This window comes from Nakamurella deserti, assembly GCF_003260015.1.
GTDB lineage: Bacteria > Actinomycetota > Actinomycetes > Mycobacteriales > Nakamurellaceae > Nakamurella > Nakamurella deserti.
Genome location: NZ_QCXS01000002.1, coordinates 1,802,374 through 1,828,570 on the forward strand (window position 1 = coordinate 1,802,374; position 26,197 = coordinate 1,828,570).

23 protein-coding genes are annotated in these 26,197 nt (G+C 73.6%); 11 read left to right on the forward strand and 12 right to left on the reverse strand.

Annotation, left to right across the window (positions count from 1 at the left end; genetic code table 11):
• Window positions 1–92: 92 nt before the first annotated feature.
• The 3 genes from DB033_RS08225 to DB033_RS08235 are packed head-to-tail and all read right to left on the reverse strand — an operon-like array spanning window position 93 to window position 2,638.
• The gene (locus tag DB033_RS08225; protein WP_157970576.1) at window positions 93–272 is read right to left on the reverse strand and encodes a hypothetical protein; all 180 of its coding nucleotides are present in this window, start codon (window positions 270–272) and stop codon (window positions 93–95) included.
• A 10-nt stretch (window positions 273–282) separates the two neighbouring features.
• Window positions 283–2,235: a translation elongation factor 4 gene (gene lepA, locus DB033_RS08230; RefSeq protein ID WP_111766256.1), complete on the reverse strand. Its 1,953-nt coding sequence runs from the start codon at window positions 2,233–2,235 to the stop codon at window positions 283–285.
• A 43-nt stretch (window positions 2,236–2,278) separates the two neighbouring features.
• Entirely contained in the window at window positions 2,279–2,638 is a 360-nt protein-coding gene (locus tag DB033_RS08235; protein WP_205843721.1) for a DoxX family protein, read from the reverse strand.
• Between the two features lie 346 nt (window positions 2,639–2,984).
• On the opposite strand from DB033_RS08235, the gene DB033_RS08240 reads away from it, so the two are divergent.
• Together DB033_RS08240 and rpsT are read left to right on the forward strand one after the other, a co-directional pair.
• Window positions 2,985–3,779 (forward strand): esterase/lipase family protein, encoded by a 795-nt coding sequence (locus DB033_RS08240; protein WP_157970577.1) that lies wholly within the window; start codon window positions 2,985–2,987, stop codon window positions 3,777–3,779.
• A 332-nt stretch (window positions 3,780–4,111) separates the two neighbouring features.
• Window positions 4,112–4,372, forward strand: a complete 261-nt coding sequence (rpsT, locus tag DB033_RS08245; protein WP_111766258.1) for a 30S ribosomal protein S20 — start codon at window positions 4,112–4,114, stop codon at window positions 4,370–4,372.
• Window positions 4,373–4,566: 194 nt separating this feature from the next.
• On the opposite strand, the gene holA is transcribed toward rpsT, so the two are convergent.
• Both holA and DB033_RS08255 read right to left on the reverse strand, forming a co-directional pair.
• Window positions 4,567–5,529, reverse strand: a complete 963-nt coding sequence (gene holA, locus DB033_RS08250) for a DNA polymerase III subunit delta (protein WP_111766259.1) — start codon at window positions 5,527–5,529, stop codon at window positions 4,567–4,569.
• A gap of 43 nt (window positions 5,530–5,572) precedes the next feature.
• Window positions 5,573–6,853 (reverse strand): glutamyl-tRNA reductase, encoded by a 1,281-nt coding sequence (locus DB033_RS08255; RefSeq protein WP_240615880.1) that lies wholly within the window; start codon window positions 6,851–6,853, stop codon window positions 5,573–5,575.
• A gap of 204 nt (window positions 6,854–7,057) precedes the next feature.
• On the opposite strand from DB033_RS08255, the gene hemE reads away from it, so the two are divergent.
• From hemE to DB033_RS08300, 9 genes are all read left to right on the forward strand, one after another.
• Complete coding sequence (gene hemE / locus DB033_RS08260) at window positions 7,058–8,128, forward strand: uroporphyrinogen decarboxylase (protein ID WP_205843722.1); 1,071 nt, start codon at window positions 7,058–7,060, stop codon at window positions 8,126–8,128.
• Entirely contained in the window at window positions 8,125–9,495 is a 1,371-nt protein-coding gene (locus DB033_RS08265; protein WP_205843723.1) for a protoporphyrinogen/coproporphyrinogen oxidase, read from the forward strand. The genes hemE and DB033_RS08265 overlap by 4 nt, the downstream gene beginning before the upstream one ends.
• Before the next feature lie 14 nt (window positions 9,496–9,509).
• The gene (gene hemQ / locus DB033_RS08270) at window positions 9,510–10,265 is read left to right on the forward strand and encodes a hydrogen peroxide-dependent heme synthase (RefSeq protein ID WP_111766262.1); all 756 of its coding nucleotides are present in this window, start codon (window positions 9,510–9,512) and stop codon (window positions 10,263–10,265) included.
• Window positions 10,262–11,446 (forward strand): ferrochelatase, encoded by a 1,185-nt coding sequence (locus DB033_RS08275; protein WP_111766263.1) that lies wholly within the window; start codon window positions 10,262–10,264, stop codon window positions 11,444–11,446. Before hemQ ends, DB033_RS08275 begins: the two co-directional genes overlap by 4 nt.
• Window positions 11,443–12,357, forward strand: a complete 915-nt coding sequence (gene hemC, locus DB033_RS08280; RefSeq protein ID WP_111766264.1) for a hydroxymethylbilane synthase — start codon at window positions 11,443–11,445, stop codon at window positions 12,355–12,357. The genes DB033_RS08275 and hemC overlap by 4 nt, the downstream gene beginning before the upstream one ends.
• Window positions 12,354–13,124 carry a uroporphyrinogen-III synthase gene (locus DB033_RS08285; protein WP_111766265.1) on the forward strand — a complete coding sequence of 257 codons (771 nt, stop codon included), beginning with the start codon at window positions 12,354–12,356 and terminating at the stop codon, window positions 13,122–13,124. The genes hemC and DB033_RS08285 overlap by 4 nt, the downstream gene beginning before the upstream one ends.
• A gap of 59 nt (window positions 13,125–13,183) precedes the next feature.
• On the forward strand, window positions 13,184–14,179 hold the full coding sequence (hemB, locus tag DB033_RS08290) for a porphobilinogen synthase (RefSeq protein WP_111766266.1): 996 nt from the start codon (window positions 13,184–13,186) through the stop codon (window positions 14,177–14,179).
• A gap of 48 nt (window positions 14,180–14,227) precedes the next feature.
• The gene (hemL, locus tag DB033_RS08295; RefSeq protein ID WP_111766267.1) at window positions 14,228–15,553 is read left to right on the forward strand and encodes a glutamate-1-semialdehyde 2,1-aminomutase; all 1,326 of its coding nucleotides are present in this window, start codon (window positions 14,228–14,230) and stop codon (window positions 15,551–15,553) included.
• A gap of 468 nt (window positions 15,554–16,021) precedes the next feature.
• Window positions 16,022–17,275, forward strand: coding sequence for an aminotransferase class V-fold PLP-dependent enzyme (locus tag DB033_RS08300; protein WP_111766268.1), 1,254 nt, complete (start codon window positions 16,022–16,024; stop codon window positions 17,273–17,275).
• 1,241 nt (window positions 17,276–18,516) lie between these two features.
• Here the strand turns inward: DB033_RS08300 and DB033_RS08310 are convergent.
• The 7 genes from DB033_RS08310 to DB033_RS08335 form a co-directional block, all read right to left on the reverse strand.
• Window positions 18,517–21,168 (reverse strand): ComEC/Rec2 family competence protein, encoded by a 2,652-nt coding sequence (locus DB033_RS08310; RefSeq protein WP_111766270.1) that lies wholly within the window; start codon window positions 21,166–21,168, stop codon window positions 18,517–18,519.
• Window positions 21,165–22,550 (reverse strand): ComEA family DNA-binding protein, encoded by a 1,386-nt coding sequence (locus tag DB033_RS08315; RefSeq protein WP_111766271.1) that lies wholly within the window; start codon window positions 22,548–22,550, stop codon window positions 21,165–21,167. Before DB033_RS08315 ends, DB033_RS08310 begins: the two co-directional genes overlap by 4 nt.
• Window positions 22,551–22,816: 266 nt before the next feature.
• Complete coding sequence (locus tag DB033_RS20620) at window positions 22,817–22,987, reverse strand: hypothetical protein (protein ID WP_157970578.1); 171 nt, start codon at window positions 22,985–22,987, stop codon at window positions 22,817–22,819.
• Between the two features lie 21 nt (window positions 22,988–23,008).
• Entirely contained in the window at window positions 23,009–23,656 is a 648-nt protein-coding gene (locus tag DB033_RS08320; protein WP_111766272.1) for a histidine phosphatase family protein, read from the reverse strand.
• Window positions 23,653–24,147: a ribosome silencing factor gene (gene rsfS, locus DB033_RS08325; protein WP_111766273.1), complete on the reverse strand. Its 495-nt coding sequence runs from the start codon at window positions 24,145–24,147 to the stop codon at window positions 23,653–23,655. The genes DB033_RS08320 and rsfS overlap by 4 nt, the downstream gene beginning before the upstream one ends.
• Window positions 24,144–24,860, reverse strand: a complete 717-nt coding sequence (nadD, locus tag DB033_RS08330; RefSeq protein WP_240615793.1) for a nicotinate-nucleotide adenylyltransferase — start codon at window positions 24,858–24,860, stop codon at window positions 24,144–24,146. Before nadD ends, rsfS begins: the two co-directional genes overlap by 4 nt.
• Complete coding sequence (locus DB033_RS08335) at window positions 24,857–26,158, reverse strand: glutamate-5-semialdehyde dehydrogenase (protein WP_420814052.1); 1,302 nt, start codon at window positions 26,156–26,158, stop codon at window positions 24,857–24,859. The genes nadD and DB033_RS08335 overlap by 4 nt, the downstream gene beginning before the upstream one ends.
• Window positions 26,159–26,197: the final 39 nt, after the last annotated feature.

Consider the following 26,197-nt stretch of genomic DNA (forward strand, 5'->3'; position numbering starts at 1 on the left):
TCAGGACAGCGCGGCCACGACCAGCACCAGCACCAGCATCGCGACCAGCACGACGCTCATCAGGATCCGCGTCTGCTGGGGCAGCGGCCGGCTCACCGGTCGACGTCCTCACGCCGCCGGCTGCGGGCGGTGTGCGGCCGCAGCACCCACTCGACGACCGGATCCACGGCCCGCGCCGCCAGCCAGCACAGCGGCAGGAACACCGCGAGCAGCAGCAGGATCTGGATCGGCAACGGCAGCAGCACGATCCAGGACTCGACGGCGTCGATCACGGCCGGCACGCTACTTCTTCGCTTCCTTGCCGGTGGGCGCATCGGTGGACAGCGCGGCGATGAAGGCTTCCTGCGGGACCTCGACCCGACCCACCATCTTCATCCGCTTCTTGCCCTCCTTCTGCTTCTCCAGCAGCTTGCGCTTGCGGGTGATGTCACCGCCGTAGCACTTGGCGAGGACGTCCTTGCGCATCGCGCGGATGCTCTCGCGGGCGATCACCCGGGCGCCGATGGCGGCCTGGATGGGCACCTCGAACTGCTGACGCGGGATCAGCTTCTGCAGCTTCTCCGTCATCGAGACGCCGTAGCCGTACGCCGACTCCTTGTGCACGATGGCCGAGAAGGCGTCCACCGGCTCACCCTGCAGCAGGATGTCGACCTTGACGAGATCACCTGCGGCCGTACCGATCTCCTCGTAGTCCAGCGACGCGTAGCCGCGGGTCCGGGATTTCAGGGCGTCGAAGAAATCGAAGATGATCTCGCCCAGGGGCATCGTGTAGCGCAGCTCGACCCGCGTCTCGGACAGGTAGTCCATCCCCAGCAGGCTGCCGCGGCGTCCCTGGCAGAGCTCCATGATCGGGCCGATGTACTCACTCGGAGAGATGATCGTGCAGCGCACGATCGGCTCCTGCACCTCGGCGATCTTGCCCGTGGGCCAATCGCTGGGGTTGGTGACGACGTGCTCGGCGCCGGTGTCCATGGTGACCTTGTAGACCACGCTGGGTGCGGTCGAGATGAGGTCCAGGCCGAATTCCCGCTCCAGGCGGTCCCGGGTGATCTCCAGGTGCAGCAGGCCGAGATAGCCGCACCGGTAACCGAAACCGAGCGCGGTGGACGACTCGGGCTCATAGGTCAGGGCGGCGTCGTTGAGCCGGAGCTTGTCCAGCGCGTCGCGCAGCAACGGGAAGTCCGAGCCGTCCAGCGGGAACAGGCCGGAGAACACCATCGGCTGCGGGTCGCGGTAGCCACCGAGCGATTCGGTGGCGCCCCTGGCCGCCGAGGTGATGGTGTCACCGACCCGGGACTGCCGCACGTCCTTGACGCCGGTGATGATGTAGCCGACCTCACCGACCCCGAGTCCCTTGGTGGGCACCGGTTCCGGGGAGATGACCCCCACCTCGAGCAGATCGTGGGTGGCCTTGCTGCTCATCATCTGGATGCGCTCGCGCGGCGAGATCCGGCCGTCGACGACGCGGACGTAGGTGATGACGCCGCGGTAGATGTCGTACACCGAGTCGAAGATCATCGCCCGCGCCGGACCGTCGGCGACCCCGGTAGGGGCCGGGATCTCGGCGACGACCTTGTCCAGCAGCTCCTTGACACCCATCCCGGTCTTGCCGGACACGCGCAGCACGTCACCGGGCTCACAGCCGATGATGTGGGCGATCTCCTCGGCGTAGCGCTCGGGCTGGGCGGCGGGCAGGTCGATCTTGTTCAGCACCGGGATGACGGTGAGGTTGTTCTCCATCGCCAGGTACAGGTTGGCCAGCGTCTGCGCCTCGATGCCCTGGGCGGCGTCGACCAGCAGCACCGCACCCTCGCAGGCCGCCAGCGAGCGGCTGACCTCGTAGGTGAAGTCGACGTGGCCGGGAGTGTCGATCAGGTGGAGGATGAACTCCTCGCTGACGCCGGCGTCGTTGGTGACCGCCCACGGCAGCCGGACGTTCTGGGACTTGATGGTGATGCCGCGCTCCCGCTCGATGTCCATCCGGTCCAGGTACTGGGGCCGGGCGGCACGGGCGTCGACGACGCCGGTCAACTGCAGCATGCGGTCGGCCAGCGTGGACTTGCCGTGGTCGATGTGCGCGATGATGCAGAAGTTCCGGATGCGCTCAGGCGCGGTGAAGGTGCTGTGCGCACGCGATGCTTGAGTCACTTCCGTCTTTCTGCTCCAGGGATGGCGGTCCGCCCGGTCCGGCGGGTCACGCGGTGCGGCACCGTTCGGGTGCGCCGCAGCGTCCATCGTCCCACGGACGGCGGTGGGAGTCGGGCACCGTGCGCCGGACTCAGAGCTTCGCGACCCGCAGGGCCCACGCGACGAGGGGCACCTGCAGCGGCAGCCGCACCCAGGCGACGGTGCGGCGCCACCCCGGCGAGCGGCGGGACCGCAGGGCCATCGACACGTTCGCGGGGAACACCGCGACGAACAGGGCGGCGGCGGCAGGCCCGCCGACGTGGCGGGTCCGGGGATGGGCGACCAGCGCCGCACAGGCCAGCTCGGCGACGCCACTGAGGGCGACCAGCAGCTCCGGCCGGGGCAGCGGACGCGGGACGATGGCGACGAACGGCGCCGGGTGCACGAAGTGCAGCACCCCCGGGACGGCCAACGTCGCGGTCAGGCCGGCGACCGGCACCATGGGATGCATGTTCCTCCTCGGACGGGATCGTCCTCGCTCCCGGGCCACGCACGGCACCGCGGCCGGCGTCGACCGCTCCGGTCGCCGCCGCACCACGAGGCTACGACCCGGAGTCGCCGTCGTGCTGGCGGTGCTGATCGCCGGATGCACCGCGGCCCCGGACACGGCGCCCGTGCCGACGGAGTCGCAGCTGTCGGCGGCGCCGTCGGGGTCGGCCGCGGCGACCGGGCCGGGGACGTCCGTGACGTCGACGGGATCGTCCGGGGCCGGATCGTCCGTCCGCGACTCCGTCCCCGCGGAGCCGCCGACACCCGGCACGACGCCGCGCCCGACCTCCACCCGCTCCACGCCGGCAGTGACCCCGACCACCGCGTCGTCCATCCCGACCGTCGCCACCCCGGCGTCCACGACGGCGTCCCGGGAGCCCGCGGCGGTGGACCTCGGGCCGGTGGGCGTCGCCGGGGTCAACGATGCGACGTGCACGTCATCCGCGCCGCCGGTGGTGCTGCTGCACGGCACCCTCTCGACCATCGCCGTCGACTTCCCGGTGCTGGTCCCCGCGTTGCGCACCGCGGGCCGGTGCGTCTGGGGAGTCGACTACGGGCGCGGCGGGACCGCCCCGGTGCGCGACTCCGCCGCGTTGGCGGGGGCGGTCATCCGCCGGGTCGTCGAGACCTCCGGTGCCGCCGCGGTCGACGTCGTCGGCTTCAGCCAGGGTGGGCTCGTGCTGCGGACGGCGCTGCGCCTCGAAGGCGTCGCCGGTCTGGTGCGCACCGCGGTGCTCGTCGCGCCGAGTTTCCACGGGACGACCTCGCCACTGGTCGCGGCCGTGCCGGCGGCGGTGTGCCCGGCGTGCGCCGACCAGGCTGCGGGTTCGGCGCTGCTGACCGACCTCGCCGCGGGCGGCGACCTCGACGGCACCGTCCGCTACGCGGTGGTCGTGACGTCCACCGACGCCGTGGTCACACCGTGGGAGAGTCAACTGCCGATCGGACCGCCCGACCGGGTGCGGTCGGTGGTCGTGGATCAGCGGTGTCCGGGGCTGGTGGTCCGGCACGAGGACATGGCGCGCCGGCCGTCCGTGGTCGCGTGGGTGGTGGCGGCCCTCGCGGCCGCCGGGGACGTCACCGCGGAGGACCTGCCCTGCTGAGCACGGCCGGCACCCCGGGCGATCCACCGTCCGGTCCGGTGCCCCCCGGTCACGGCTCACCGCGCACGACCTGCCCTGCTGAGCACGGCCGGCGCCCCGGGCGATCCACCGTCCGGGGCCGTGACCCGCCGGCGCCGCGGGCGAGGGCCGCCACCAGGCCCTCGACACGGTGCGCAGCCGGCCGGGCGCGACGATTTGAGGCGGCGACTGCACGGCTGGTAGTCTGGTCACTTGTGCGTTGAGCTGGCTGCCGCCTGCACCTCGCGCACCGACACAGACCTGAACAGCAGTCCTCATATCCCGCTCCACCTGACACAAAGGCTGACATCCGCGTGGCGAACATCAAGTCCCAGATCAAGCGCATCAAGACCAACGAGAAGGCGCGTCTGCGCAACAAGTCGGTCAAGTCGGCGCTGAAGACGGCCGTGCGCCGCTTCCGCTCCGCCGCTGACGCCGGCGACAAGGTGACCGCCGAGCGCGAGCTCGTCATCGCCTCGCGCAACCTCGACAAGGCCGCCTCGAAGGGCGTCATCCACGCCAATCAGGCCGCCAACCGCAAGTCGGCCATGGCGCAGCGGGTCAAGTCCCTGTAACACCGGCGGCGACGCCCGGGTCGTCGAGCGCTTCCGCTCCGATCCACTCCACCGTCGAGGGCGGTACCGGACACCACCGGTACCGCCCTCGACGTGTGTCCGGGGCCGTCCCGCCTTCGGGTGCGGCCCGCTCACCCCGATGGCGCGCCCGCTGCGCTGCCCCACACCATGACCGGCGCGGGCCGACCGCGGGGTCAGCGCATCCGGCGGGCGCGGCCGATGTCCAGAATGGCTTTTTCGATGGCGTAGTCCGGGTCGGCGGCCAATCCCTTGACCTCGCCGTTCAGCCGGGCGGTGACCGCGACCGCCCACGCCAGGCCGGCCGGGGCCCAGTGCCGGGCGGCTGACTGGGCGCGCTCGATCTTCCACGGCGGCATGCCCAACTGGGACGCCAGCTGGTAGGAACTGCCGACCCGCCCGGAGCCCGCCACCCGGGCGACCGTACGGACGCCGTCGGCGAGCGCGTCGGCCACGAGCACCTGCGCCACTCCCACCTGGGTGGCCCACCGCGCGGCCTCGAGCGCCCCGGCGACGTCGCCGGCGATGGCCTTGTCGGCCACGGTGAACCCGGTGACCTCGGCCCGCCCACGGTGGTAGCGACGCACCGACGCCTCGTCGACCAGCCCGCCGGTGTCGGACACCAGCTGATGGGCCGCGCCGGCCAACTCCCGCAGGTCGTTGCCGACCGCGTCGATCAACGCCGCGATCGCGTCCGGGCTGGTGGTGCCGCCGGCCGACCGGATCTCGGACCTCACGAAGTCCGACCGCTCGGCGGGCTTGGTGATCCTGCTGCACGCGACGACCGTCGCGCCGGCCTTGACCAGCGCGTCGGTGAGCGCCTTGTTGCGGGCACCACCGGCGTGCTGGACGACCAGCGTCACCCCGTCGACCGGCTCGGTGAGGTACCCCACGATGGCACCGGCCATCTCCTTACCGGCCTCGTGCGCGTTGCGCAGCACGACCACCCGCGGCTCGGCGAACAGACTGGGCGCCACCATGTCCGAGAACGACATCGGCGTCAGGTCGGTGACCGTGGACTCCCGGCGCTCGGCCTCCGGTTCGACCTTCAGGACCCAGTGGACGGCGGCGGTGACGGCGCGGTCCACCAGCAGCGACTCCTCGCCGGAGACGAGCACGAGGGACGGGTTCGGGGCCATGCGACGATCCTGCCAGCCACCACCGACACCGCCCGACCGGCGGTCAGTCCGTACCGGGGGTGAGCTCGATGCCGAACAGGGTGTGCAGCGCGGCGACGTAACCGGCGCCGTTCCCCGAGCGCGCCAGCTCCTGCGCGCGCAGCGTCGGGGTGTGCAACATCGACCGGGTCACCCGGTGCAGCGCCTGCTCGAGCTCGGCGGCCACGTCGTCGTCGAACCGGACGCGGAGGCGTTCCATTTCCTTGGCGACGACCCCGGTCACGTGCGATCGCAGCGCGACCACGGCCGGATCGAGCGCACGCACGGCCTGGCTGTCCTCGAACTCGGCGACGGCGGCGATGACCAGGTCCTGCGCCTCGGTGAGGGCGTCGAGCTGCTCCCCCGGTGCGTTGGCGGCCACCGTGTGCAGGTCCACGACCTGCACCGACGGCAGCGCCCGGACGTCCTCGCCGAGGTCGGAGCGCAACGCCAGGTCGACGACGGTGAGGGGTCGGTCGCGGCCGCTGTCGTGCATCATCCCGGCGGTCAGCGCGCCGCCCGTCGTCCCACTGCAGGCGACCAGCAGGTCGATCTCCTTCAGCGCCGTCGGCAGCTCGTCGACGGTGACGGGGTGCGCGCCGTGGGTCGCCGCGAAGGCCTCGGCACGGCCACTGGGCGAGTAGACCTGCAGGTCCGTGCAGCCCCGGGCACGCAGGGCACTGGCCACCACGCGCGCGTAGGAACCGGTGCCGACGATCAGGACGGTCCGGCCCGCCAATGCGCCTTCGGCGGCCTCGACCACGTCGAGGGCCACCGAGGCCACCGAACGACCGGCGGCGCCGAGCCGGGTGCGCGACTGCACGAGCTTGGCCGTCCGCGACGCGCGCTGGAACAGCTGGTTCAACACCGGCGAGACGGTGGCCTGCTGTTGGGCGCGGCGCAGCGACCGCGAGACCTGACCGGAGATCTCGGCCTCACCGACGACCATCGAGTCCAGACCGGCGGCGACGGCGAACAGGTGCGCCGCCACCGGCGCACCGACGCGCACCTTGAGCTGGGCGGCCACGGCGTCGACCGACATCCCGGCGGCGTCGGCCAGTGCCGCCGCGACGGTGTCGACGGCGTCGTGGAACCGGCGGGCGTCGACGTAGATCTCGACGCGGTTGCAGGTCGCCAACGCGATCGCGCCGCGGATCGGGCCGTCGGGAGCACCGTCGGTCCCGTCGGTCGGGCCACCCGTGACGGGGCCCGCGGCGATCAGGGTCTCGGCGATGCTCTCCGCACCGGCGGAGAGGCGTTGCAGATCGGTCAGCTCCAGATCGTGGTGGGAAACACCGAGGAGCATGAGCACATCAGCGATCGTAGCGACGCAACCGGACGTCCTCCACTAAGGCGACCCTAACCTGACAGGCGTCCGACCTGCGGATTCGTCCCGGCGGACCGCAGTGTGACGGGGTAGACGCGATCCATGACGGCGCATCCGACCGGCGGCCCGGGGTGCGGTCACCGGGCGTCGCCGGAACGGCACACCTGGAACAATGGGACGGCCATGACACTCACCTCGCTGCTGCCCGCGGACCATCCGATCAACGTCTCCGACACCGGCGACTCCCGTCTCGCGCTGGCGTGTCGCGGCGAGCGGTCGGGCCCGCGGCCCGTCTGGTTCATGCGGCAGGCCGGCCGGTCCCTGCCGGAGTACCGGGAGGTCCGCCGCGGCGTGGCGATGCTGGACTCCTGTCTGATGCCGGAACTGGCCGCCGAGATCACCCTGCAGCCGATCCGCCGGCACGGGGTGGACGCCGCGGTGCTCTTCAGCGACATCGTGGTGCCGCTCAAGCTCGCCGGGATCGACGTCGAGATCGTGCCCGGTGTCGGACCCGTCGTGGCACGTCCGATCCGGACGGTCGGCGACATCCGCGCACTGCCCGAACTCGACCCGGCCGCTCTCGCCCCCGTCGAGGACGCGATCCGGATCTGCACCGCCGAACTGGGAGCGACGCCGCTGCTCGGTTTCGCCGGGGCTCCGTTCACACTGGCGTCCTACCTGGTGGAGGGCGGACCGTCGCGGGAGCACCTGGTCACCAAGGCGATGATGTACGCCGAGCCGGCAGCCTGGTCCGAACTCGCCGGCTGGGTGGCACGCACCACTGCGGCCTTCCTCCGGGCCCAGGTGCTCGCCGGCGCATCGGCGGTGCAGCTGTTCGACTCCTGGGCCGGGGGCCTGTCACTAGCCAACTACACCGAGCACGTCGCGTCCCATTCCGCGACCGTGCTCAGCGCGGTCGCCGACCTGCCGGTCCCGCGGATCCACTTCGGGGTCGGCACCGGCGAGCTGCTGCCGGCGATGCGCGACGCCGGCGCCACCGTCATCGGCGTCGACCACCGGATCCCGTTGAGCGTGGCCAACGCCCGGCTCGGCGGGACCACTCCGCTGCAGGGCAACATCGATCCGGCCGCCCTGTTCGCCGGCCGCGAGGCCCTGCACCGGCACACCCTCGACGTGCTCCGCGAGGGCGACAGCGCGCCCGGCCACATCGTCAACCTGGGGCACGGGGTGCCGCCGGACACCGACCCGGACGTGCTGACCGAACTGGTGGCCTTCGTGCACGACCAGCCGTGAGCACCCCGCCGGCAGCGGTGGTGGTGGTCGGCGGCGGTATGGGCGGCCTGACCGCCGCGTGGGAGCTGGCCCGCGCCGGTCACCGCGTCACGGTGCTGGAAGCCGGCCCGGCACCGGGCGGCACGGTGTCCCGCGCCCGGGTCGGTGGCCTGGTCGTCGACGTCGGCGCGGAGTCGTACGCGCTGGCCGGGGGCACCGTGGCGACGTTGATCGACGACCTCGGCCTGACCGGAGCGACGGTCACGCCGCGGCCGACGCCGGCCTGGGTGCGGCACCGCTCGGGCGCCGCCCCCCTGCCCGGCGGCGGGTGGCTCGGCATCCCGTCCCGGCTCGGCGCACCCGACCTGCGCCGGGTGATCGGCTGGCCGGGGGTGCTCCGCGCCGCCGCCGACCGGGTGCTGCCCCGGCGCGTCGGAGCCGGCGGATCCGTCGGAACGGCCGTCCGCCGTCGCCTGGGCCGCCGGGTGCTCGATCGTCTGGTCGAGCCCGTGATCGGCGGCGTCTACTCGACTCCCCCCACTGAACTCCCCCTGGAACGGCTCGCCCCGCGGGCCCGGGACGCGCTCGCCCGGCATCGCACGCTGACCGCTGCCGCGGCCGAGATCCGCGGCGGTGCCGCCGCTCCCGGCGCCCAGGTGGCCGGACTGGCCGGCGGGATGTACACCCTCGTCGAGGCACTGGTGGCCGGCGTGCGGACCGCGGGCGGCACGGTGCGCACCGACAGCCCGGTGACGTCGCTGCAGCCGAACGGCGACAAATGGGTCCTGCACACCCGGGACGGCGCCACACCCGCCGACGCCGTCGTGCTCGCCGTCCCCGCGACGGTCGGCGGTCGGCTGCTCGACCGGCCGGTCGAGGCGCCGGCGACCGGGGAGGTGCTGCTGTGCACCCTCGTCGTCGACTGCCCCGCCCTGGACGCCGCTCCGATCGGTACCGGGGTGCTCGTCGCCTCCGACGTCCGGGAGGTCGGCGCGAAGGCGATGACCCATGCGACGGCCAAGTGGGAGTGGCTCGCCGCCGCGGCCGGCCCGGGCCGCCACGTGCTGCGGCTGTCCTACGGCCGCGTCGGCGACGGCGAGCTTCCCGGCGTGGCGGCGTTCCCCCGGCTGGCGCTGCACGACGCCGCGGATCTGCTGGGCGTCGCGCTGGACCTCGACGCCCTGGTCGACTGGCGGCTCGACCGCTGGCCGGTCGGCGGGGCCGCCGCGTCCGGTCCGCCCGCACTGCCCGCCGGGGTGGCGGTCACCGGCGGCTGGGTCGCCGGCACCGGACTCGCCGCGGTCGTGGGCCACGCCCGCACCACCGCGCGCCGGTTGGACGGCGTCCTCGGTGTGCGATCGGCCACCCACGGGCAGGGCCTCCGGTGAGAGAGGATGGACCCATGACCAGCACTCCCCAGGCCCCGGCCGCCCCCACGGGCGGCGACGCCCCCGCGGCGGGCCACGCGCCGACCCGCGTCACCGCCCGCCAGATCAACGAGCAGATCCGCTACACCGGTTGGCACGTCCTCACCCGCGTCGCCGACCTCGACGTCAGCGGCGAGGAGGCCACCGCCGAACTGGACGCCCTGGTGGCCGAACTGGCCGCCGAGGACATCGTCGTCCGCGGCTTCTACGACGTCTCCGCGTTGCGGTCCGACGCCGACCTGATGATCTGGTGGCACGCAGGGACCGCCGAGGCCCTCCAGCTCGCCACCCGCAAACTCCGCCGGACCGCGGTCGGGCGCGCCACCACCCCGGCGTGGTCGGCGGTCGGGCTGCACCGACCCGCCGAGTTCAACAAGGGGCACGTGCCCGCCTTCCTCGCCGGAATGGAGGCGCGCGGCTGGGTCGCGGTCTATCCGTTCGTGCGGTCCTACGACTGGTACCTGCTGCCCGACCAGGAGCGCCGTTCCATGCTCGTCGAGCACGGCGTGATGGGACGCGAGTACGACCAGGTCCTCTCCAACACCGTGGCCGCCTTCGCGCTGGGCGACTACGAGTGGATCCTGGCGCTGGAGGCCGTCGAACTCCACGACATCGTCGACCTGATGCGCCATCTGCGCGCGTCCCAGGCGAGAATGCACGTGCGCGAGGAGGTCCCGTTCTTCACCGGCCGGTTCGTCGACAGCAACGGCGCGGTCGAGGTGCTCCGATGAGCGACGTCACCACCCCCGGTTGGGACGCGGTGCTGCTGGCCGGTTTCGGTGGGCCCGAGGGCCCGGACGACGTGATGCCGTTCCTGCGCAACGTGACCCGCGGCCGCGGCATCCCCGAGGAGCGCCTCGTCGAGGTGTCACACCACTACCTCGCCCTCGGCGGCGTCTCCCCGATCAACGACCAGAACCGCGCCCTGCGCGACGCACTGTCGGCCGAGCTGGCCCGCCGCGGCATCGACCTGCCGGTCCTCTGGGGCAACCGCAACTGGCAGCCCTTCGTCGCCGAGGTCCTCACCGAGGCGCACGCCGCCGGACAGGACCGGCTGCTGGGCCTGGCGACGTCAGCCTACTCGTCCTACTCCGGATGCCGGCAGTACCGGGAGGACTTCGGAAAGGCACTGCTGGCCACCGATCTCGTCGGCGCGATGCGCATCGACAAGATCCGGCACTACTACAACCACCCCGGCTTCCTGGCACCGTTCGCCGACGGCACCGCGGCCGCGGTGAGCGCGGCACTGGACGCCGGCCTGGCGCCGTCCGACGTGGAGATCGTCTTCACCACGCACTCGATCCCCGACGTGATGGCGCTGTCGTCGGGCCCGGAGGGCACCCCCGCCCCCGGCAACTACGTCAGCCAGCACCTCGCCGCCTGCGGTGTGGTGATCGACGACCTGACGGCGCGTGGGTTGCCCCCGGTGAACTGGCAGCTCGCCTACCAGTCGCGCTCCGGGCCGCCGCAGATGCCGTGGCTGGAGCCCGACATCAACGACGTCATCGACACCCTCGCCGGCGCCGGCCGCCGTGGCGTGATCGTGGTGCCGATCGGTTTCATCTCCGATCACGTCGAGGTCGTCTGGGACCTGGACAACGAGGCCAGGGAGACCGCCGGCCGGCACGACCTGTTCTTCGCCCGCGTGGCCACCCCGGGAGTCGACCCGCGGTTCGTCGCCGCTCTGGTGGACCTGATCGCCGAGCGGCTCGATCCCTCGCTGCCCAAGGTCGCGGTGACCGCGGCCGGCCCGTCGCCGGACCTGTGCGGCCGCAACTGCTGTCGCAACCTCCGCGGTCCGCAGCCGACCACCAGCGCGGTCGACTCGGCCGCCGACTGGGACGGTCTGGCGGTCAGCCCCGACCGGCTCGTCGCGTCCGGGATCGCGGGCTCGGTCGACGTCGTCGCATGAGCCGGGTGCTGCGGCTCGGGACGCGCGGCAGCGCGCTGGCCACCACCCAGTCCGGTCACGTCGCCGAGCGGCTGGCCGCCGCCGGCGTGGAATGCGAGCTGGTGCTGATCAAGACCGAGGGTGATGTCAACAGCGCTCCGCTGGCGACCATCGGTGGCACCGGGGTGTTCGTCACCGCGGTGCGGACCGCGCTGCTCGACGGCCGCGTCGACGTCATCGTGCACTCCTACAAGGATCTGCCGACGGCGCCGGCGGACGGCATCCGGCTGGTGGCCGTACCGCCGCGGGCCAACCCGTTCGACGCGCTGTGCGCACGGGACGGCATGCGGCTGGTCGACCTGCCCGACGGCGCGACCGTCGGCACCGGGTCGCCGCGCCGGGTCGCGCAGCTGCGCCGGTTGCGCCCCGACCTCGCGGTGACGCCGATCCGCGGGAACGTCGACACCCGGCTCGGTCTCGTGGCGTCGGGGGCGTTGGACGCCGTGGTGCTGGCGCGGGCCGGCCTGGAACGGCTGGACCGGCACCACCAGATCACCGAGCTGTTCGACGGCGGCGACTTCCTGCCCGCGCCGGCGCAGGGCGCGCTGGCCGTGGAGTGCCGCGACGACGACGAGTGGTTCACCGATGCCCTCGCCTCGGTCGACGACCGCGACACCCGCGCCGCCGCACTGGCCGAACGTGCCCTGCTGGCGGCCCTCGAGGCCGGCTGCAGTGCGCCGGTGGCCGCCCTGGGCCGCGTCCGCGACGACGAGGTGACCCTCGACGGAGCGGTCATCGGCGTCGACGGCCGCCGCGAGATCCGGGCGCAACGCACCGGTCCCGTGGACGACGCGGCTGCGGTCGGCGCCGCCCTGGCGGCCGACCTGATCAGCCGCGGCGCCGCCGAGCTCCTCGGAGCGGCCCGGTCGTGAACGTGCCGTCCGCCGTGCGTCGGGTCCTCGTCCCCCGGGCCGAGGGTGCGGGCGGGGCCCTGGCCACGCTCCTCGCCGACGCCGGGCTGGCCCCCGAGCCGGTGGCCCTGCTGACCATCGGACCACCCACCGACGAAGCCGGTTTCGATGCCGCCGTCCTCGCGCTGGCGGCCGGCGAGTACGACTGGGTCGGGTTCGCCTCCGCGCACGGCGCCGCGGCCGTGGCCCGCCGGATGGCGGAGCTGGCCGTGGCCGTGCCCGCCGACACCCGGGTGGCCGCGGTCGGCGCGGCCACCGCCGCGGCGCTGCGGTCGGCCGGAATCCCCGTCGACCTCCGCCCCGCCCACGGCGGGACCGCCGCCGTCCTCGTCGACCTGTGGCCGCACGCGACCGGCAACCGGCGGGTGCTGCTGCCGTCGTCGGAGATCGGCCTGACCGTGCTGTCCGACGGATTGACCGCCAAGGGATACCGCGTCGACCGGGTCGCCGCGTACGCCCCACGACCGCTGCCGGCGTCCGCGGCGGTGACCACGGACCTGCGCGACGGTGCCTACGACGCGGTGCTGCTGACCTCCCCCTCACTCGCCCGGGCGGTCGCCGAGCTGCGCCCGGCGGATCGGATCCGGATGGTCGCGATCGGGGCCACCACCGCCGCCGGCGCCGTGGCCGTCGGTCTCCGGGTGGACGCCGTGGCCGACGACCCCACCCCGACGGGCCTGTTGACCGCTCTGCGGCGGGCGCTCGCCGTCGATCCCGCACCACCGTGACCCGGCCGTCCGCCGTCGCTGTCCGCCCCCACCACCATCTGCCGAGGAACGAGCCCCCGATGACCGACCCGCTGCCCTACCTCCCGAACGCCCGTCCGCGGCGGCTGCGTCGCACCCCGGCGATGCGCCGCCTGGTCCGCGAGAACCGTCTGCACGCCGCCGATCTCGTACTCCCCGTGTTCATCAGGGAGGGACTCACCGAACCCGCGGCGATTTCGTCGATGCCCGGCGTGCGGCAGCACACCCGGGACTCGCTGAAGCAGGTGGCGGCCGACGCGGCGACCGCCGGCATCGGTGGTGTGATGCTCTTCGGGGTGCCGGCCGTCCGGGACGCCGAAGGATCCGGCGCCACCGACCCGGACGGCATCCTCAACGTCGCCCTGCGTGACGTGAAGTCCGAGGTCGGCTCCGACCTGGTGGTGATGTCGGATCTGTGCCTGGACGAGTTCACCGACCACGGGCACTGCGGTGTCCTCGCCGCCGACGGGACCATCGACAACGACCGGACCCTGGTGCGCTACCAGGACATGGGCGTGTGCCAGGCCGACGCGGGCGCGGACATCGTGGGTACGTCCGGGATGATGGACGGCCAGGTCGGGGCGGTGCGGGAAGCGCTGGACCGCAACGGTTCCAGCGACACCGCGATCCTCGGCTACGCCGCCAAGTACGCCTCCGCCTTCTACGGGCCGTTCCGCGAGGCGGTCGACTCCGCCCTCACCGGTGACCGGCTCAGCTACCAGCAGGACGTCGCCAACCGCCGCGAGGGTTCCCGCGAGATCGCGCTGGACCTCGCCGAGGGGGCGGACCTGGTCATGGTGAAGCCGGCGATGGCGTTCCTGGACGTGCTCGCCGACGCCGCCCGGATGTCGCCGGTCCCGGTCGCCGCGTACCAGGTCTCGGGTGAGTACGCGATGATCGAGGCGGCCGCGGCCAACGGCTGGATCGACCGCCGCCGCGCCGTGCTCGAGTCGCTCACCGGCATCAAGCGAGCCGGCGCCGACATCACGCTGACCTACTGGGCTCTCGAGGTCGCGGAGTGGATCCGTGACGCCTGAGACCACCGCCCTGCCGCACCCGTTCCCCACTCCTGGAAAGCTCCCGCGATGACCGCACCGACCGGCACCACCCGCCCCACCACCGAGAGCGAGGCGCTGTTCGCCCGCGCGCTCGCGGTCACCCCCGGCGGCGTGAACTCCCCGGTCCGGGCGTTCCGCTCGGTCGGCGGCACCCCCCGCTTCATGCGCAGTGGACAGGGCGCCTGGATCACCGACGCGGACGGCAACTCCTACGTCGACCTCGTGGGGTCGTGGGGGCCCATGATCCTCGGCCACCGGCACCCCGCCGTCATCGACGCGGTGAACAGCGCCGTGGGGCGTGGACTCTCGTTCGGCACCCCCGGCGCGGGCGAGGTCGAGCTGGGCGAGGAGATCGTGGCGCGGATGCCCGTCGACGAGGTGCGGCTGGTGTCGTCGGGCACCGAGGCCACCATGTCGGCCATCCGGCTGGCCCGTGGATTCACCGGCCGCACCGTCGTGGTGAAGTTCGCCGGTTGCTACCACGGTCACGTCGACGCGCTGCTCGCCTCCGCCGGGTCGGGGGTGGCCACCCTGGCGCTGCCGGACTCCGCGGGCGTGCCGGCCAGCACCACCGCGGACGTCCTCGTGCTGCCCTACAACGACGTCCCCGCGCTGGAGGCGGCGTTCGCCGAGCACGGTGACCGGATCGCGTGCGTGATCACCGAGGCGGCCGCGGCCAACATGGGCGTGGTGCCGCCGCTCCCGGGGTTCAACGCGACGCTGTCGCGGCTCACCCGCGCGCACGGGGCGCTGCTGATCAGCGACGAGGTGATGACCGGTTTCCGGCTGTCGCGCAGCGGAATGTACGGACTGGACGGTGCCGTCGAGGGGTGGGCGCCGGACCTGATGACGTTCGGCAAGGTCATCGGCGGTGGACTCCCGGTGGGGGCGTTCGGCGGCCGCTCCGACGTGATGGAGCTGCTGGCGCCGGTCGGGCCGGTCTACCAGGCGGGGACGCTGTCGGGGAACCCGGTGGCGACGGCGGCCGGGGTGGCGACGTTGCGGCAACTGGACGCCGACGTCTACGCCCACCTGGACGCCACCGCCGCCGAGGTCGCGCGGCTGTCGTCGGCGGCGCTGACCGGAGCCGGCGTCGGTCACCGGGTGCAGCACGCGGGCAACCTGTTCTCGATCTTCTTCACCACCGACGAGGTCCGCAACTACGACGAGGCCCGCACCCAGCACACCGCCCCCTTCGCCGCGTTCTTCCACTCGATGCTCGACAGCGGGGTCTATCTGCCGCCGTCGGCGTTCGAGGCCTGGTTCGTCTCCGCCGCGCACGACGACCGGGCGATGGAGCACATCGCGGCCGCGCTGCCCGCGGCGGCCGAGGCGGCGGCCCGGGTGCAGTGAGCCGAGGTCCGTCCCGTACTCGGACCGACCTACGGCGGTGGCGGGGACGGCGGTCCGAGGTGCAGTGAGCCCGGGTCCGTCCCGTACCCGGACCGACCTACGGCGGCGGCGGGGACGCGGTCCGAGGTGCAGTGAGCCCGAGTCCGTCCCGAGCTCAGACCCACCCACGGCGGCGGCGGGGCGGCGGTCCAGGTGCGGTGAGCCGGGTTCGTGCCGGGCACGGACCGGCCTGCGGCGGGGGCGGGAACTCCGTCCGAGGTGCAGTGAGCCCGAGTCCGTCCCGAGCTCAGACCCACCCACGGCGGCGGCGGGGCGGCGGTCCAGATGCGGTGAGCCGGGAGCGTGCCGAGCTCGGACCCACCCACGGCGACAGCCGGGGGGCGACGGCAGTCCGGGTGCGATGAGCCCCGGATGAACGGCCCCGGGCCACCTGCGTCCGTGGGCCCGGCCGCTGGCTAGGGTGGCCGCATGGTCACCGCCGGCACCGGCCCGTCGTCCGCCCCGCCCGTGAACGGGCAGGACACCACCCTCGGCGGGACAGGAATCGATGTGGCCGCCGCCCGCGCCGACACCCGCGGCTGCGCGGGGGTGGCGCACTTCAACAACGCCGGTGCGTCACTGCCGCCACGGCAGGTGACCGACGCCGTCATCGCGCACCTGCAGTCGGAGGAGCAGATCGGTGGCTACGAGGCGGCGATGGCGGCCGGCGAGCGCAGCGAGGCGGTCCACGCGAGCGCCGCAGCGCTGATCGGGGCGCACGCCGACGAGATCGCCGTCGTCGGGAGCGCCACCCAGGCGTGGGACATCGCGTTCCACGGCTTCCGGTTGGCAGCCGGCGACCGGGTCCTGGTGGACCGGGCACGCTACCCCGGTCACGCGGTCGCGATGGTGCAGGCCGCCCACCGTTCCGGGGTCGTCGTCGAGCTGGTGGACGACGACACGACCGGCCAACTGGACCTCGCGGACCTGGAGCGCCGGTTGGCGTCCGACGTGAGACTGGTGGCACTGACGTACATCCCGACCGATTCGGGTCTGGTCAACCCGATCGCGGCGGCGGGCGCGCTGTGCCGAGCCGCCGGGGTGCCGCTGCTGGTCGACGGCTGCCAGGCCGTCGGACAGTTGGCTATCGACGTCGATGCGCTCGGCTGCGACATGCTGACCGCGACCGGGCGCAAGTTCCTCCGGGGCCCGCGCGGGACCGGGTTCCTGTACGTCCGCCGGGACCGGCTGGACGACCTCGAACCGCCGTCGTTGGACATGTACAGCGCCAGTTGGGACCGTCCGGACTCCGTCCGGATGCGCGACGACGCCCGCCGTTTCGAGTCGTTCGAGCGCAGCATCGCGACCGTACTGGGCCTGGGCGCCGCGATCGACTACGCGCTCGGATGGGGCTCGACGGCGATCGAGCAGCGGATCCGGTCGGTGGCCGACGAGCTGCGGGACCGCCTCGCCGGCATCGACGGTGTGCGCCTGGACCGGGTGGGCGTCGACCAGTGCGGCATCATCACCTTCACCGTGGCAGACCTCGACTCCGCGTCGGTGCAGCGCGATCTGGCCGCCCGGGGCGTCAACACCAGCGTCACCCGGCCGTTGCCGGGGGCGGTCGCGCCCGGCGCGACGCTGCCGCGGGCCCGGGTGCGGGCCTCCGTGCACTACTACAACGACGCGCAGGACCTCGACACCCTGATCCAGAGGATCGAACAGGTGTCCGTATCGCGGTAAGGTGCGGTCACTGACGAAGGAGGCCACCATGGCCGGCGCTGCGCCCACCTACCCGCCGCTTGATCTGGACACCCTGCGGACGGCGGTCCAGGCCGGGCGGACCGTGCGGGTCGGCGTCCTGCCGACCGGACAGTTCCCCGAAGGCACCGCCGGGCGGGTCCGGAGCATCGGCGTCCCGGAGACCGACGGTCCCGAGTTCATCCAGGTCGAACTCGTCGTCGGTGGTGCGAAGGACGTGGTGCCGTTCGCGCCGGGGGACCTCAGCCCGCTGCGGCGGGGACAGTCCGCCCCGGAACCGTTGGCACGACCGGTGTCCCGGCGGGCACCCCGGGCCGCTGCACGACCGGCGCGCGCCGCGACCGCGTTGACCCTGGTTCCGGCGACATCCGCACCCCCCGGGGTGGACCGGTCGACGGCTGCGGCGGGGTCGCCACCCGGGGCGGTATCGCCACCCGGGGCGGAGTCACCAGCGAGGGCGGGGTCACCGGCGAGGGCGGGGTCACCGGCGAGGGCGGGGTCCCCGGCGAGGGCGGGTTCACGGGCGCGGTCGGGCGTGTCGGCCTCTCCGGCCGGGTCGGCCGGGTCGGCCGCGGCCGCGGCCGCCGAGACGGGTACGCCGGCCTGGTCCCCGTCCGCAAGGACATCGGCGTCTGCCCCGACCGCCCGGCCTAGCCCGTCGCTCGGGTCCACGTCCGCGGCGACACCGGCGTCCACCCCGGCCGGCCGGCCGGGTACGTCGGCCGGTTCCCTGTCCGCCGCCACAGCGGCGTCCACCGCGACCCCCGAATCGGGCCCGGTGGCCCCTTCCACGGCGATGTCGGCGTCCGTCGGCAACACACGGCCGGCCACGCCGGTGAGTGCTGCAGAAGAAGCGCCGGCTCCCCGTGCGGTGTCCGCCGTAGTGGCACCGGTCCCGGATGCCATGGAACCGGCGTCACACCTGCCGGCGGCCGCCACCGCGTCCACCGCCCCGTCCCGTCGCCGCGGCAGCGCGGGCACACCACGACCGACGGAGGCAGCGACCGTGTCGACCCCGGCCGCGTCCGCCGCATCACCGACGGCCGGCGCCGCGACGCCGCGCACGGCCCCCCGACGCGGCGATCGCACGAAGCGGCAGCCGATCGCCGTCGTCCTGTCCACCACCGAACCCGACCACACCGGTTGGAGCGTGCAGGTCACCGTCGGCAGCCGCACCGTGGTGAAGCCGACTCCGGTGCACCCGGCGCAGGCCTGGACGCTGGTCACCGGGCTGGGTCAGCCCGAGGTGGAGCAGTTCGTCGCCGGCGCTCTGGCCGAGCACCGCCGGCAGGCGCAGGAACGCGCCGATCGGCTCGCCCGTGAACTGGCCGAAGCGAGGGCGGAGCTCGCCGCCTACCCGGAACTCTAATCCCAGCCGGTTCCGTCCGGCGCGGCTCCGTCCGTCCGAAGCGTGAGAGCAGCCCCGGCCTCGTCCGGATTCTGCGGCGTCCTGCGGCGTGCGCCCGGATCACCGACGCACCTCGGCTGTGCCCGGCCAGCACGCCATCGACCTGGGTGACCGCGACGTCCCCACCGGTGTCGGTGCGAAGCACCAGAACGGCTCCGGACCGCTCGGCGAGCTGCAGCGCGAAGGCCGTCGGATGACCGAAGTCGTTGTCCGCCCCCACCCCGACGAGCACGATGCGGGCCCGTACCGCGGCCATGAAGTCGGGTCGCAGGTTCGCGGATCCGTGGTGCGGGATCTTGAGGACATCGGCTCGCAGGTCCTGCCCGGACCGGACGAGTGCCCGTTGGCCGTCGTCCTCGATGTCGCCGGTGAACAGCATCCGCGCCGTCCCGGTCTCGATCATCACCACCAGCGACTGGTCGTTGGGGCCGAGGAACGACGACACCCGGGAACGGTCCGGCCCCAGCACGGTGAGCCCGAGCCCACCGATCGACAGGTGGGTGCCCAGGGTGAGCTCCGCGACGGGGACCCCCGCGTCGGCCGCCTGCGCCAGCACCGGCGTCCAGGCGGTGGCCGGCTCGCGCCCCGGGCCCACCCCGACCCGGTCGACCGTCCGCCCGTCCAGGACGCCCTCGAACCCGTCGATGTGATCGGCGTGCAGGTGGGTCAGGATGACCAGCGGCACCCGGTCGATGTCCAGGCGGTCCAGGCAACGGTCCATCACGCTGGCCTCCGGTCCGGTGTCGATGACCACCGCTTCGCCGGGCACCCCGGTGGCGACGACGAAACCGTCGCCCTGGCCCACCTCGCACCCGACGGCGGCCCACCCCGGCGGCGGCCATCCGCCCGAGATCACCGTCACCGGAACGAGGGTCGCGACCGCCAGGAGCACCACTGCCGTCGCGGCGGCCCGCAGCCGCGGCGCCGTCAACGCCAGTGGAACCCCCACCACCAGCACTCCGAGCGCCAGGACGCCCACCGGCTCGGACGTCCACGGCAGCACCGCGTAGGGCCAGCCCGCCACCCAGTGCGCGCAGAAGGCGATCCAGTCGGCCGCCGGTGCCGCGAGCTGGACGACCAGGGATGCCGCGCCGTCCCACCAACCGGTGAGCAGCGCCGCGACCGCTCCGAGGATCAGGGCCACCGGCACCGCGAAGGAGGCGAGCATGTTCGCGGGGAGCGCCCACACCGAGACGCTCCCGCTGAGGCCGGCGATCACCGGCATCGTGCCGAGCTGGGCGACCGCGGGCACGGTGAGCAGGTTGGCCCAGCCGGGAGGCCAGCCACGGCGCTCGAGCCCGGCGGTCCAGCGGGGTGCCACCACCACGATCGCCGCCGTCGCCTGCACGGACAACGCGAAGCCGGCGTCTTCGGCGAGCGCCGGATCGGCCAGGAGCAGGACGACGACGGCAGCGGCCAGAGCCGGCACGGTCGACCGGTTCCGGCCGGCCAGGAGCGCCAGCAGGGTCAGTCCGCCCATCAATGCGGCCCGGAGCACGGACGGGCTCGGCCGCACGACGACGATCAACGCCACGGCGAAGAGCAGCCCGCCCACGGCGGCAGCGCGCGGCCCGAACCGGCGCAGCGCGAGAAGCACGACACCGCACAGGATCACGAAGTGTGAACCCGATACGGCGAGCAGGTGGGTGAGCCCGGTGATCTTGGCGTCCTGGGTCAGGGCCGGGGGAATGCCGGTCCGATCACCGAGCACGATGCCGGGCAGCAGGCCCGCGGCCGCCCCGCCGGTCGTCGAGGCGACAGCGGAGAACCGGGAACGGAAGTCGGCGCCGGCCTGCTGCCACCACGGCGGCGCCGCACGCACCGCCGGCTCCTCGGTGGCCTGTAACGAGACCGTCGGCCAGCTGGTGAACACGTCGGGGCCGAGCCGTCCGGCGACGGACAGCGTCTGGCCCGGAACCGGGGAGCCGACGGAACCGTCCACGAACACCGTGACCGGTACCGGACCGGTGAGCGTCGCCGGACCGGTGGCGATCTCGGTCAGCACACCGCGGATCAGGTACCGCTCCGTACCGCCGGGGCCGGCGTCCAGGCGGACCGGGTCCGACGTGACCTCCACGACCGCGACACCGCGCGTCCCCGTCTCCGACGCGGCGAACGCCGCCGTCGACCGGATCTCAGTGGTACGTAGAACCGTGCCCCCTGCTGCGGCGGCCAGGCAGATGAGTGCCGCCAGTGTCCCCGCGCACCATCGACGCCGCCGGAGGTCCCGGCGCGCCGCCAGGCCGGTGAGCATCAACAGCGCGGCAGCGGCCCCCACGATCGCGACGACGGTGCCGGTGTGCGGGCCCGCCCACAGCGCGACCAGGCACCCCGCCCACACCGTCGCGGCCGCGGGCACCAACCGCAGGTCCAGCGGTGCCGCCGTCTCGTCGTCGGGCAGCCACCGACGGCCCCGTGCACGCCCGCGACCCCGGTCGCGGCTCGCGCCGGGGTCTGCGGGGTTCACCCGACCCTGACCAGCGGCGCCAAGGTGGCGTACCGGGCCGGTCCGATCCCGGTGATCTCGCGGAGGTCGTCGACCCTGGTGAACCCGCCGTTCGCGGTGCGCCAGGCGATGATGTTGCCGGCCATCACCGGTCCGACGCCGGGCAGTGTCTCGAGGGTGGCCTGATCGGCCGTGTTGAGATCGACTGTCGTCGAACCGGTCTCACCCGACGCCTGCACTGCACCGCTGCTGCCGCCTGGAGCGGCGCCGGCGGGCGCCGCGGACCCCGAGCCGGAACGCACACCCTGCCCTGCGCCACCCACCACGATCGAGTCGCCGTCGGCCAGCTTGGCGGCGAGATTGAGGCCGGTGTAGTCGGTCCCGTCGACGACGCCGCCCGCGGCGGCGATGGCATCGGCCACCCTGGCTCCCGGGACGAGGGTGACCACCCCCGGCTGCCGGACACCACCGGTGACCGCGACGACGATCTCGGTCGGGACGGCGGTCGGACCCGAGGCGGCCGGCGTCGACGACCCAGGCGTCGACGTCCCGACCGACGGTGTTCCGTCGCCCTGCGGCGATCCTCCGTCCGACGGCACCTCCGGCTGCGCAGGGGTCGTTCCGTCGGCGGTGACGGCCCGGGGCGTCCCGGCCACCGAATCGGCGCTCCCGACGACCGCGACCGTGGACGGCCCGACCACGGTGCCCCGGCCGGGCACCAGACCGAGGGCCGCTGCGAGCACCGCGGCGACGGCCACGACGGAGATGACGGCACTCCCCCGCCGACCGGGGTCGAGGCGCGGACCGGTGCCGTCGGGTACCCAGCGCTCGCGCCACCGTGCCCACGGCCGGCGGCCGGCGGCCACCAGCCCCGCCCACGGCGGCCCGTCCCGGCGCACGTCGTCCAGTTCGTCGGAATCGCCGTCGTCGGCCTCGACGTCGTAGGCCCCGGCATCGGCATCGGCATCGGCATCGGCACCGGCGCGGAAGCCGGTGGGCGCATCGCCGTCGCGTCGGTGTCCCCGCCGGTGACCCGCCGCCGCCGTCCGGCTGCCGGTACCGCGCGTCGCCGCGCTCCCCGGTGACCGACGGTGCCGGCGCCCCGGGCGCGGCCCGTCGTCACCGGCTCCGTCGTCCGGACCCGGCCAGGGCGCCCGTTCCGCCGGCCCGTCGACCGCCACGGAGTGGGCCACACCGACATCGGAGTCGTCCGCGAAGGAGGGCACCCACCCGCCGGCGTGCAGCGACGGCAGCTCCGGTGGCGACATGACGGCCGGCGCCGCACCGGTGGTCCCGACACCGGACCGGGAGGGCTCCCAGTCCGAACCCGGAAGGGCACGCCGCCGCGCCCGCGACTCCTGCAGCGGGCGCAACCGACGGGTGGGATCCGGATGGTCAGCCATGCGGCGACCCTAGGACGGGGTCCCGAGCCGGGGTCGACGATGACGTCGGGGTGAGGACACGTCGTGCGGTGTGGACACCTCATCGTCGCGTCGAGGGCTCGACCGGCGTGTCGCCGCACACGCCGTCGGTCGTGTCGACGGCGCGGCCGGACCCCACGACCGGATCGTCGACCACCGATCCGGCACCTGAGCCCGGCGAGGACGCACCCGGACCCGCAGCCGCACCGCCCGTCCCGAGGCGGTACCGGGTCCGCGCCACTCCACCGTCAGGCGGGCCGGAACTCCGGACAGCGGCGCACCGGGAGGTCGGGGTACTTCGGCAGCCCGGGGGCCGTGCAGCGCAGGTAGACGGTGCCTCGCGTGGTCGGCCTGACCACCGCCAGCAGGCAGGAGCCGCAGAGCCCCGGTGACACCGGCAGCACAGGTGGATCCGTCATGCCCTCGCCCCGTCACGCCCCTCAGGCGCCGGGGACCTCGTCCTCGTTGCCGGGGATGACCACGCCGCCGAGCCCGGCGTTGTAGGAGTGCAACGACCAGTGGCCGAGGCGCCGGTGCAGGACCACCCAGTGGCAGTTGTTCAGGCCGATCAGCCGGTTCCACATCGAATCCGGTAGTTCCAGCAGGTACCCGGTGAGGCCGACGATGAGCCCACCGTGCGCGACCAGCAACGCGGTCCGGTGCGGGCCCGCGTCGAGCTCCGTCACCACCTCGCTGCCGCGCCGGGCGACCTCCCACCGTGACTCACCGCCCGGCGGCCGGGTGTGGGCCGCGGTCGAGCGCCACTGCTGCCAGAGCTGCGGCCACCCGGACTCGAGCTCGGTACGGGTCAGACTCTCCCATTTCCCGAGGTTCGTCTCCCGCAGGCGCTTGTCGACGGCCACCGGCAGCCCGGTGTGCTGAGCCACCTGCCCCGCCGTCTCGCGGGCGCGGGACAGGTCGGAGGAGACGATGACCTCGGGCCGCAGCGCGGCCACCGACGGTGCCGCGGCCGCCGCCTGCGCCCGCCCGACCGCGTTCAGCGGGATGTCGGTGTGACCCTGCATCCGCAGCTGGACGTTCCAGTCGGTCTGGCCGTGGCGGAGCAGGATCAGCGACTCCAGGGTCACGAATGCCCCAGCGGCACCTCGTCGGTCGACGGCGTCTCACCGGCTTCACCGGCCTCACCGACGGCGGGCACGGTGACGGCCGCGGCACCGGCCGGCGCGAGCAGGTCCTCGGCGGTCATCGCCGGCTGGTCGGGATCGTCGGTGAAGGTGAAGGTGGGGCAGTCCCGCCACAGCCGTTCCAGCGCGTAGAACACCCGCTCCTCGGTGTGCTGGACGTGGACGACGACGTCGACGTAGTCCAACAGGACCCAGCGGCCGTCACGCTGACCCTCCCGCCGGGCCGGCTTGTGACCGGCGGCGCGGAGCTTCTCCTCGACGGCGTCGACGATGGCGCCGACCTGCCGGTCGTTCGCGCCGGAGGCGATCACGAAGCAGTCGGTGATGGCGAGCCGGTCGGACACGTCGATGACGACGATGTTCTGGCCCTGCTTGTCGGCCGCCCCCTGCGCGGCCAGGATGGCCATCTGCCGGGCGGTTTCGGTGGCACTCATGTTGCTCCTCCAGGGACCACGACGGCCGCGCGGTGAACCTGGTGGGTCACCGTCGGGCTGCCGTGGTCGTGTTGCGGTTGTGCGGAAACGGGTTGGTACAGGCGGTGTTTGACGATGTACTGGACGACCCCGTCGGGAACCAGGTACCAGACGGGCATGCCGCGCTCGACACGCGAGCGGCAGTCGGTGGACGAGATGGCCAGCGCGGGCACCTCGATGAGCGTCACCCGTCCCTCGGGCAGCTTGAGCAGATCGAGTTCGGGGAGGGTGTATCCGGGGCGGGTGACCCCGATGAAGTGCGCCAGCGCGAACAGGTCGTCGACGTTCTTCCACGACACGATGGCGGCCAACGCGTCGGCACCGGTGATGAAGAACCACTCGGCGTCGGGCTCGGCCGCCTGCAGGTCGGTGAGGGTGTCGACCGTGTACGTCGGCCCCGGCCGGTCGATGTCCACCCGGGACACCGTGAACTGCGGGTTGGCGGCGGTGGCGATCACCGTCATCAGGTAGCGGTGCTCGGCCGGGCTGACGCCCTTCTTCTGCCAGGGCTGGCCGGTCGGGACGAACACGACCTCGTCGAGGTGGAAGCGGTCGGCGACCTCGCTGGCCGCCACCAGGTGACCGTGGTGGATGGGGTCGAAGGTGCCACCCATGACGCCGATCCGGCGGCGGACGCCGTCGGTACCGGACCGCCGCGGCGCGGCCCCGGTCACGAACTCTCCCGGATCTGGCCGCTGCCGGTGACCACGTACTTGGTGCTGGTCAACTCGGCGAGCCCCATGGGTCCCCGGGCGTGCAGCTTCTGCGTCGAGATGCCGATCTCGGCGCCGAAGCCGAACTGACCGCCGTCGGTGAACGCCGTCGAGGCGTTCACCATCACGGCGGCGGCGTCGACCTCGCGGGTGAATCGCTGGGCGGCGACGAGATCGCCGGTGACGATGGCCTCGGTGTGACCGGTGGAGTGCGCTGCGATGTGGGACAGCGCGCCGTCCAGCGAGTCGACCACGGCGGCGGCGATGTCCATCGAGAGGAATTCGGTGTCCCAGTCGTCCGCGGTGGCCGGGACGGTTCCGTCGGCGAGTGCGGCGACCGCGTCGTCGGCGTGCACGGTGACCCCGGCGCGCTGGAGGGCCCCGATCAGCCGCGGCACCGCGACGGCGGCGACATCGGCGTGGACGAGCAGGGTCTCGGCCGCGTTGCAGACGCTGGTGCGACGGGTCTTGGAGTTCAGCAGGATGGTCTCGGCCATGTCGAGGTCGGCCGCCGCGTCGACGTAGACGTGGACGTTGCCCACCCCGGTCTCGATCACCGGCACCGTCGAGCCCTCGACCACGGCACGGATCAGGCCGGCGCCGCCCCGCGGGATGATGACGTCGACGAGTCCGCGGGCGGTCATCAGGTGCCGCACCGAGGCGCGGTCGACCCCGGGAACCAGCTGCACCGCGTCGTCGGGCAGTCCGGCCGCGGCACCGGCCGCCGACAGGACCGTCACCAGCGCGGCGTTGGAGTGGTACGCCGAACCGGAACCCCGCAACAGCACCGCGTTCCCGGACTTCAGCGCGATCCCCGCGGCGTCGGCGGTGACGTTGGGGCGGGCTTCGTAGATGATGGCGACGACCCCGAGAGGGACGCGTACCTGCTGCAGCGACAACCCGTTGGGCAGCACCGAACCGCGGACCGTGCCGCCGACCGGGTCGGGCAGCGCGACGAGCTCCTCCAGGCCCACGGCCATCGCCTCGACGCGGGCCTTCGTGAGACGGAGCCGGTCGATGAGATTGTCCGGGGTGCCCGCGTTCTCGGCGGCGCGGATGTCGGCGGCGTTGGCCTGCAGGATCTCCGGGGTGTGGGTCCGCAGTGCGGCGGCCATCGCCTGCAGCACGGCGTTCTTCGTCGCGGTCGACAGCAGCGCGACCCGGTGCGAGGCGGCCCGGGCCCGGCGCGCCGCGGCGAGGACGTCCTCGGCCGTCACCGCTTCAGGAGCGGACCTGTCGACCGGTGGCGGGTTCTCCAGGGAGACGGTCACGACGGCTTCCTCCTGAGGGACGGCTCC

Bases quoted from the DNA above. Each gene is read 5' to 3' on its own strand.
- rsfS (WP_111766273.1), bottom strand. From the start codon at position 24,147: ATGAGTGCCACCGAAACCGCCCGGCAGATGGCCATCCTGGCCGCGCAG.
- hemB (WP_111766266.1), top strand. From the start codon at position 13,184: ATGACCGACCCGCTGCCCTACCTCCCGAACGCCCGTCCGCGGCGGCTG.
- hemE (WP_205843722.1), top strand. From the start codon at position 7,058: ATGACACTCACCTCGCTGCTGCCCGCGGACCATCCGATCAACGTCTCC.
- DB033_RS08255 (WP_240615880.1), bottom strand. From the start codon at position 6,853: ATGCTCCTCGGTGTTTCCCACCACGATCTGGAGCTGACCGATCTGCAA.
- hemQ (WP_111766262.1), top strand. From the start codon at position 9,510: ATGACCAGCACTCCCCAGGCCCCGGCCGCCCCCACGGGCGGCGACGCC.
- DB033_RS08300 (WP_111766268.1), top strand. From the start codon at position 16,022: ATGGTCACCGCCGGCACCGGCCCGTCGTCCGCCCCGCCCGTGAACGGG.
- lepA (WP_111766256.1), bottom strand. From the start codon at position 2,235: ATGGACGCTGCGGCGCACCCGAACGGTGCCGCACCGCGTGACCCGCCG.
- DB033_RS08235 (WP_205843721.1), bottom strand. From the start codon at position 2,638: ATGCATCCCATGGTGCCGGTCGCCGGCCTGACCGCGACGTTGGCCGTC.
- hemL (WP_111766267.1), top strand. From the start codon at position 14,228: ATGACCGCACCGACCGGCACCACCCGCCCCACCACCGAGAGCGAGGCG.
- DB033_RS08275 (WP_111766263.1), top strand. From the start codon at position 10,262: ATGAGCGACGTCACCACCCCCGGTTGGGACGCGGTGCTGCTGGCCGGT.
- DB033_RS20620 (WP_157970578.1), bottom strand. From the start codon at position 22,987: ATGACGGATCCACCTGTGCTGCCGGTGTCACCGGGGCTCTGCGGCTCC.
- hemC (WP_111766264.1), top strand. From the start codon at position 11,443: ATGAGCCGGGTGCTGCGGCTCGGGACGCGCGGCAGCGCGCTGGCCACC.
- DB033_RS08315 (WP_111766271.1), bottom strand. From the start codon at position 22,550: ATGGCTGACCATCCGGATCCCACCCGTCGGTTGCGCCCGCTGCAGGAG.
- holA (WP_111766259.1), bottom strand. From the start codon at position 5,529: ATGGCCCCGAACCCGTCCCTCGTGCTCGTCTCCGGCGAGGAGTCGCTG.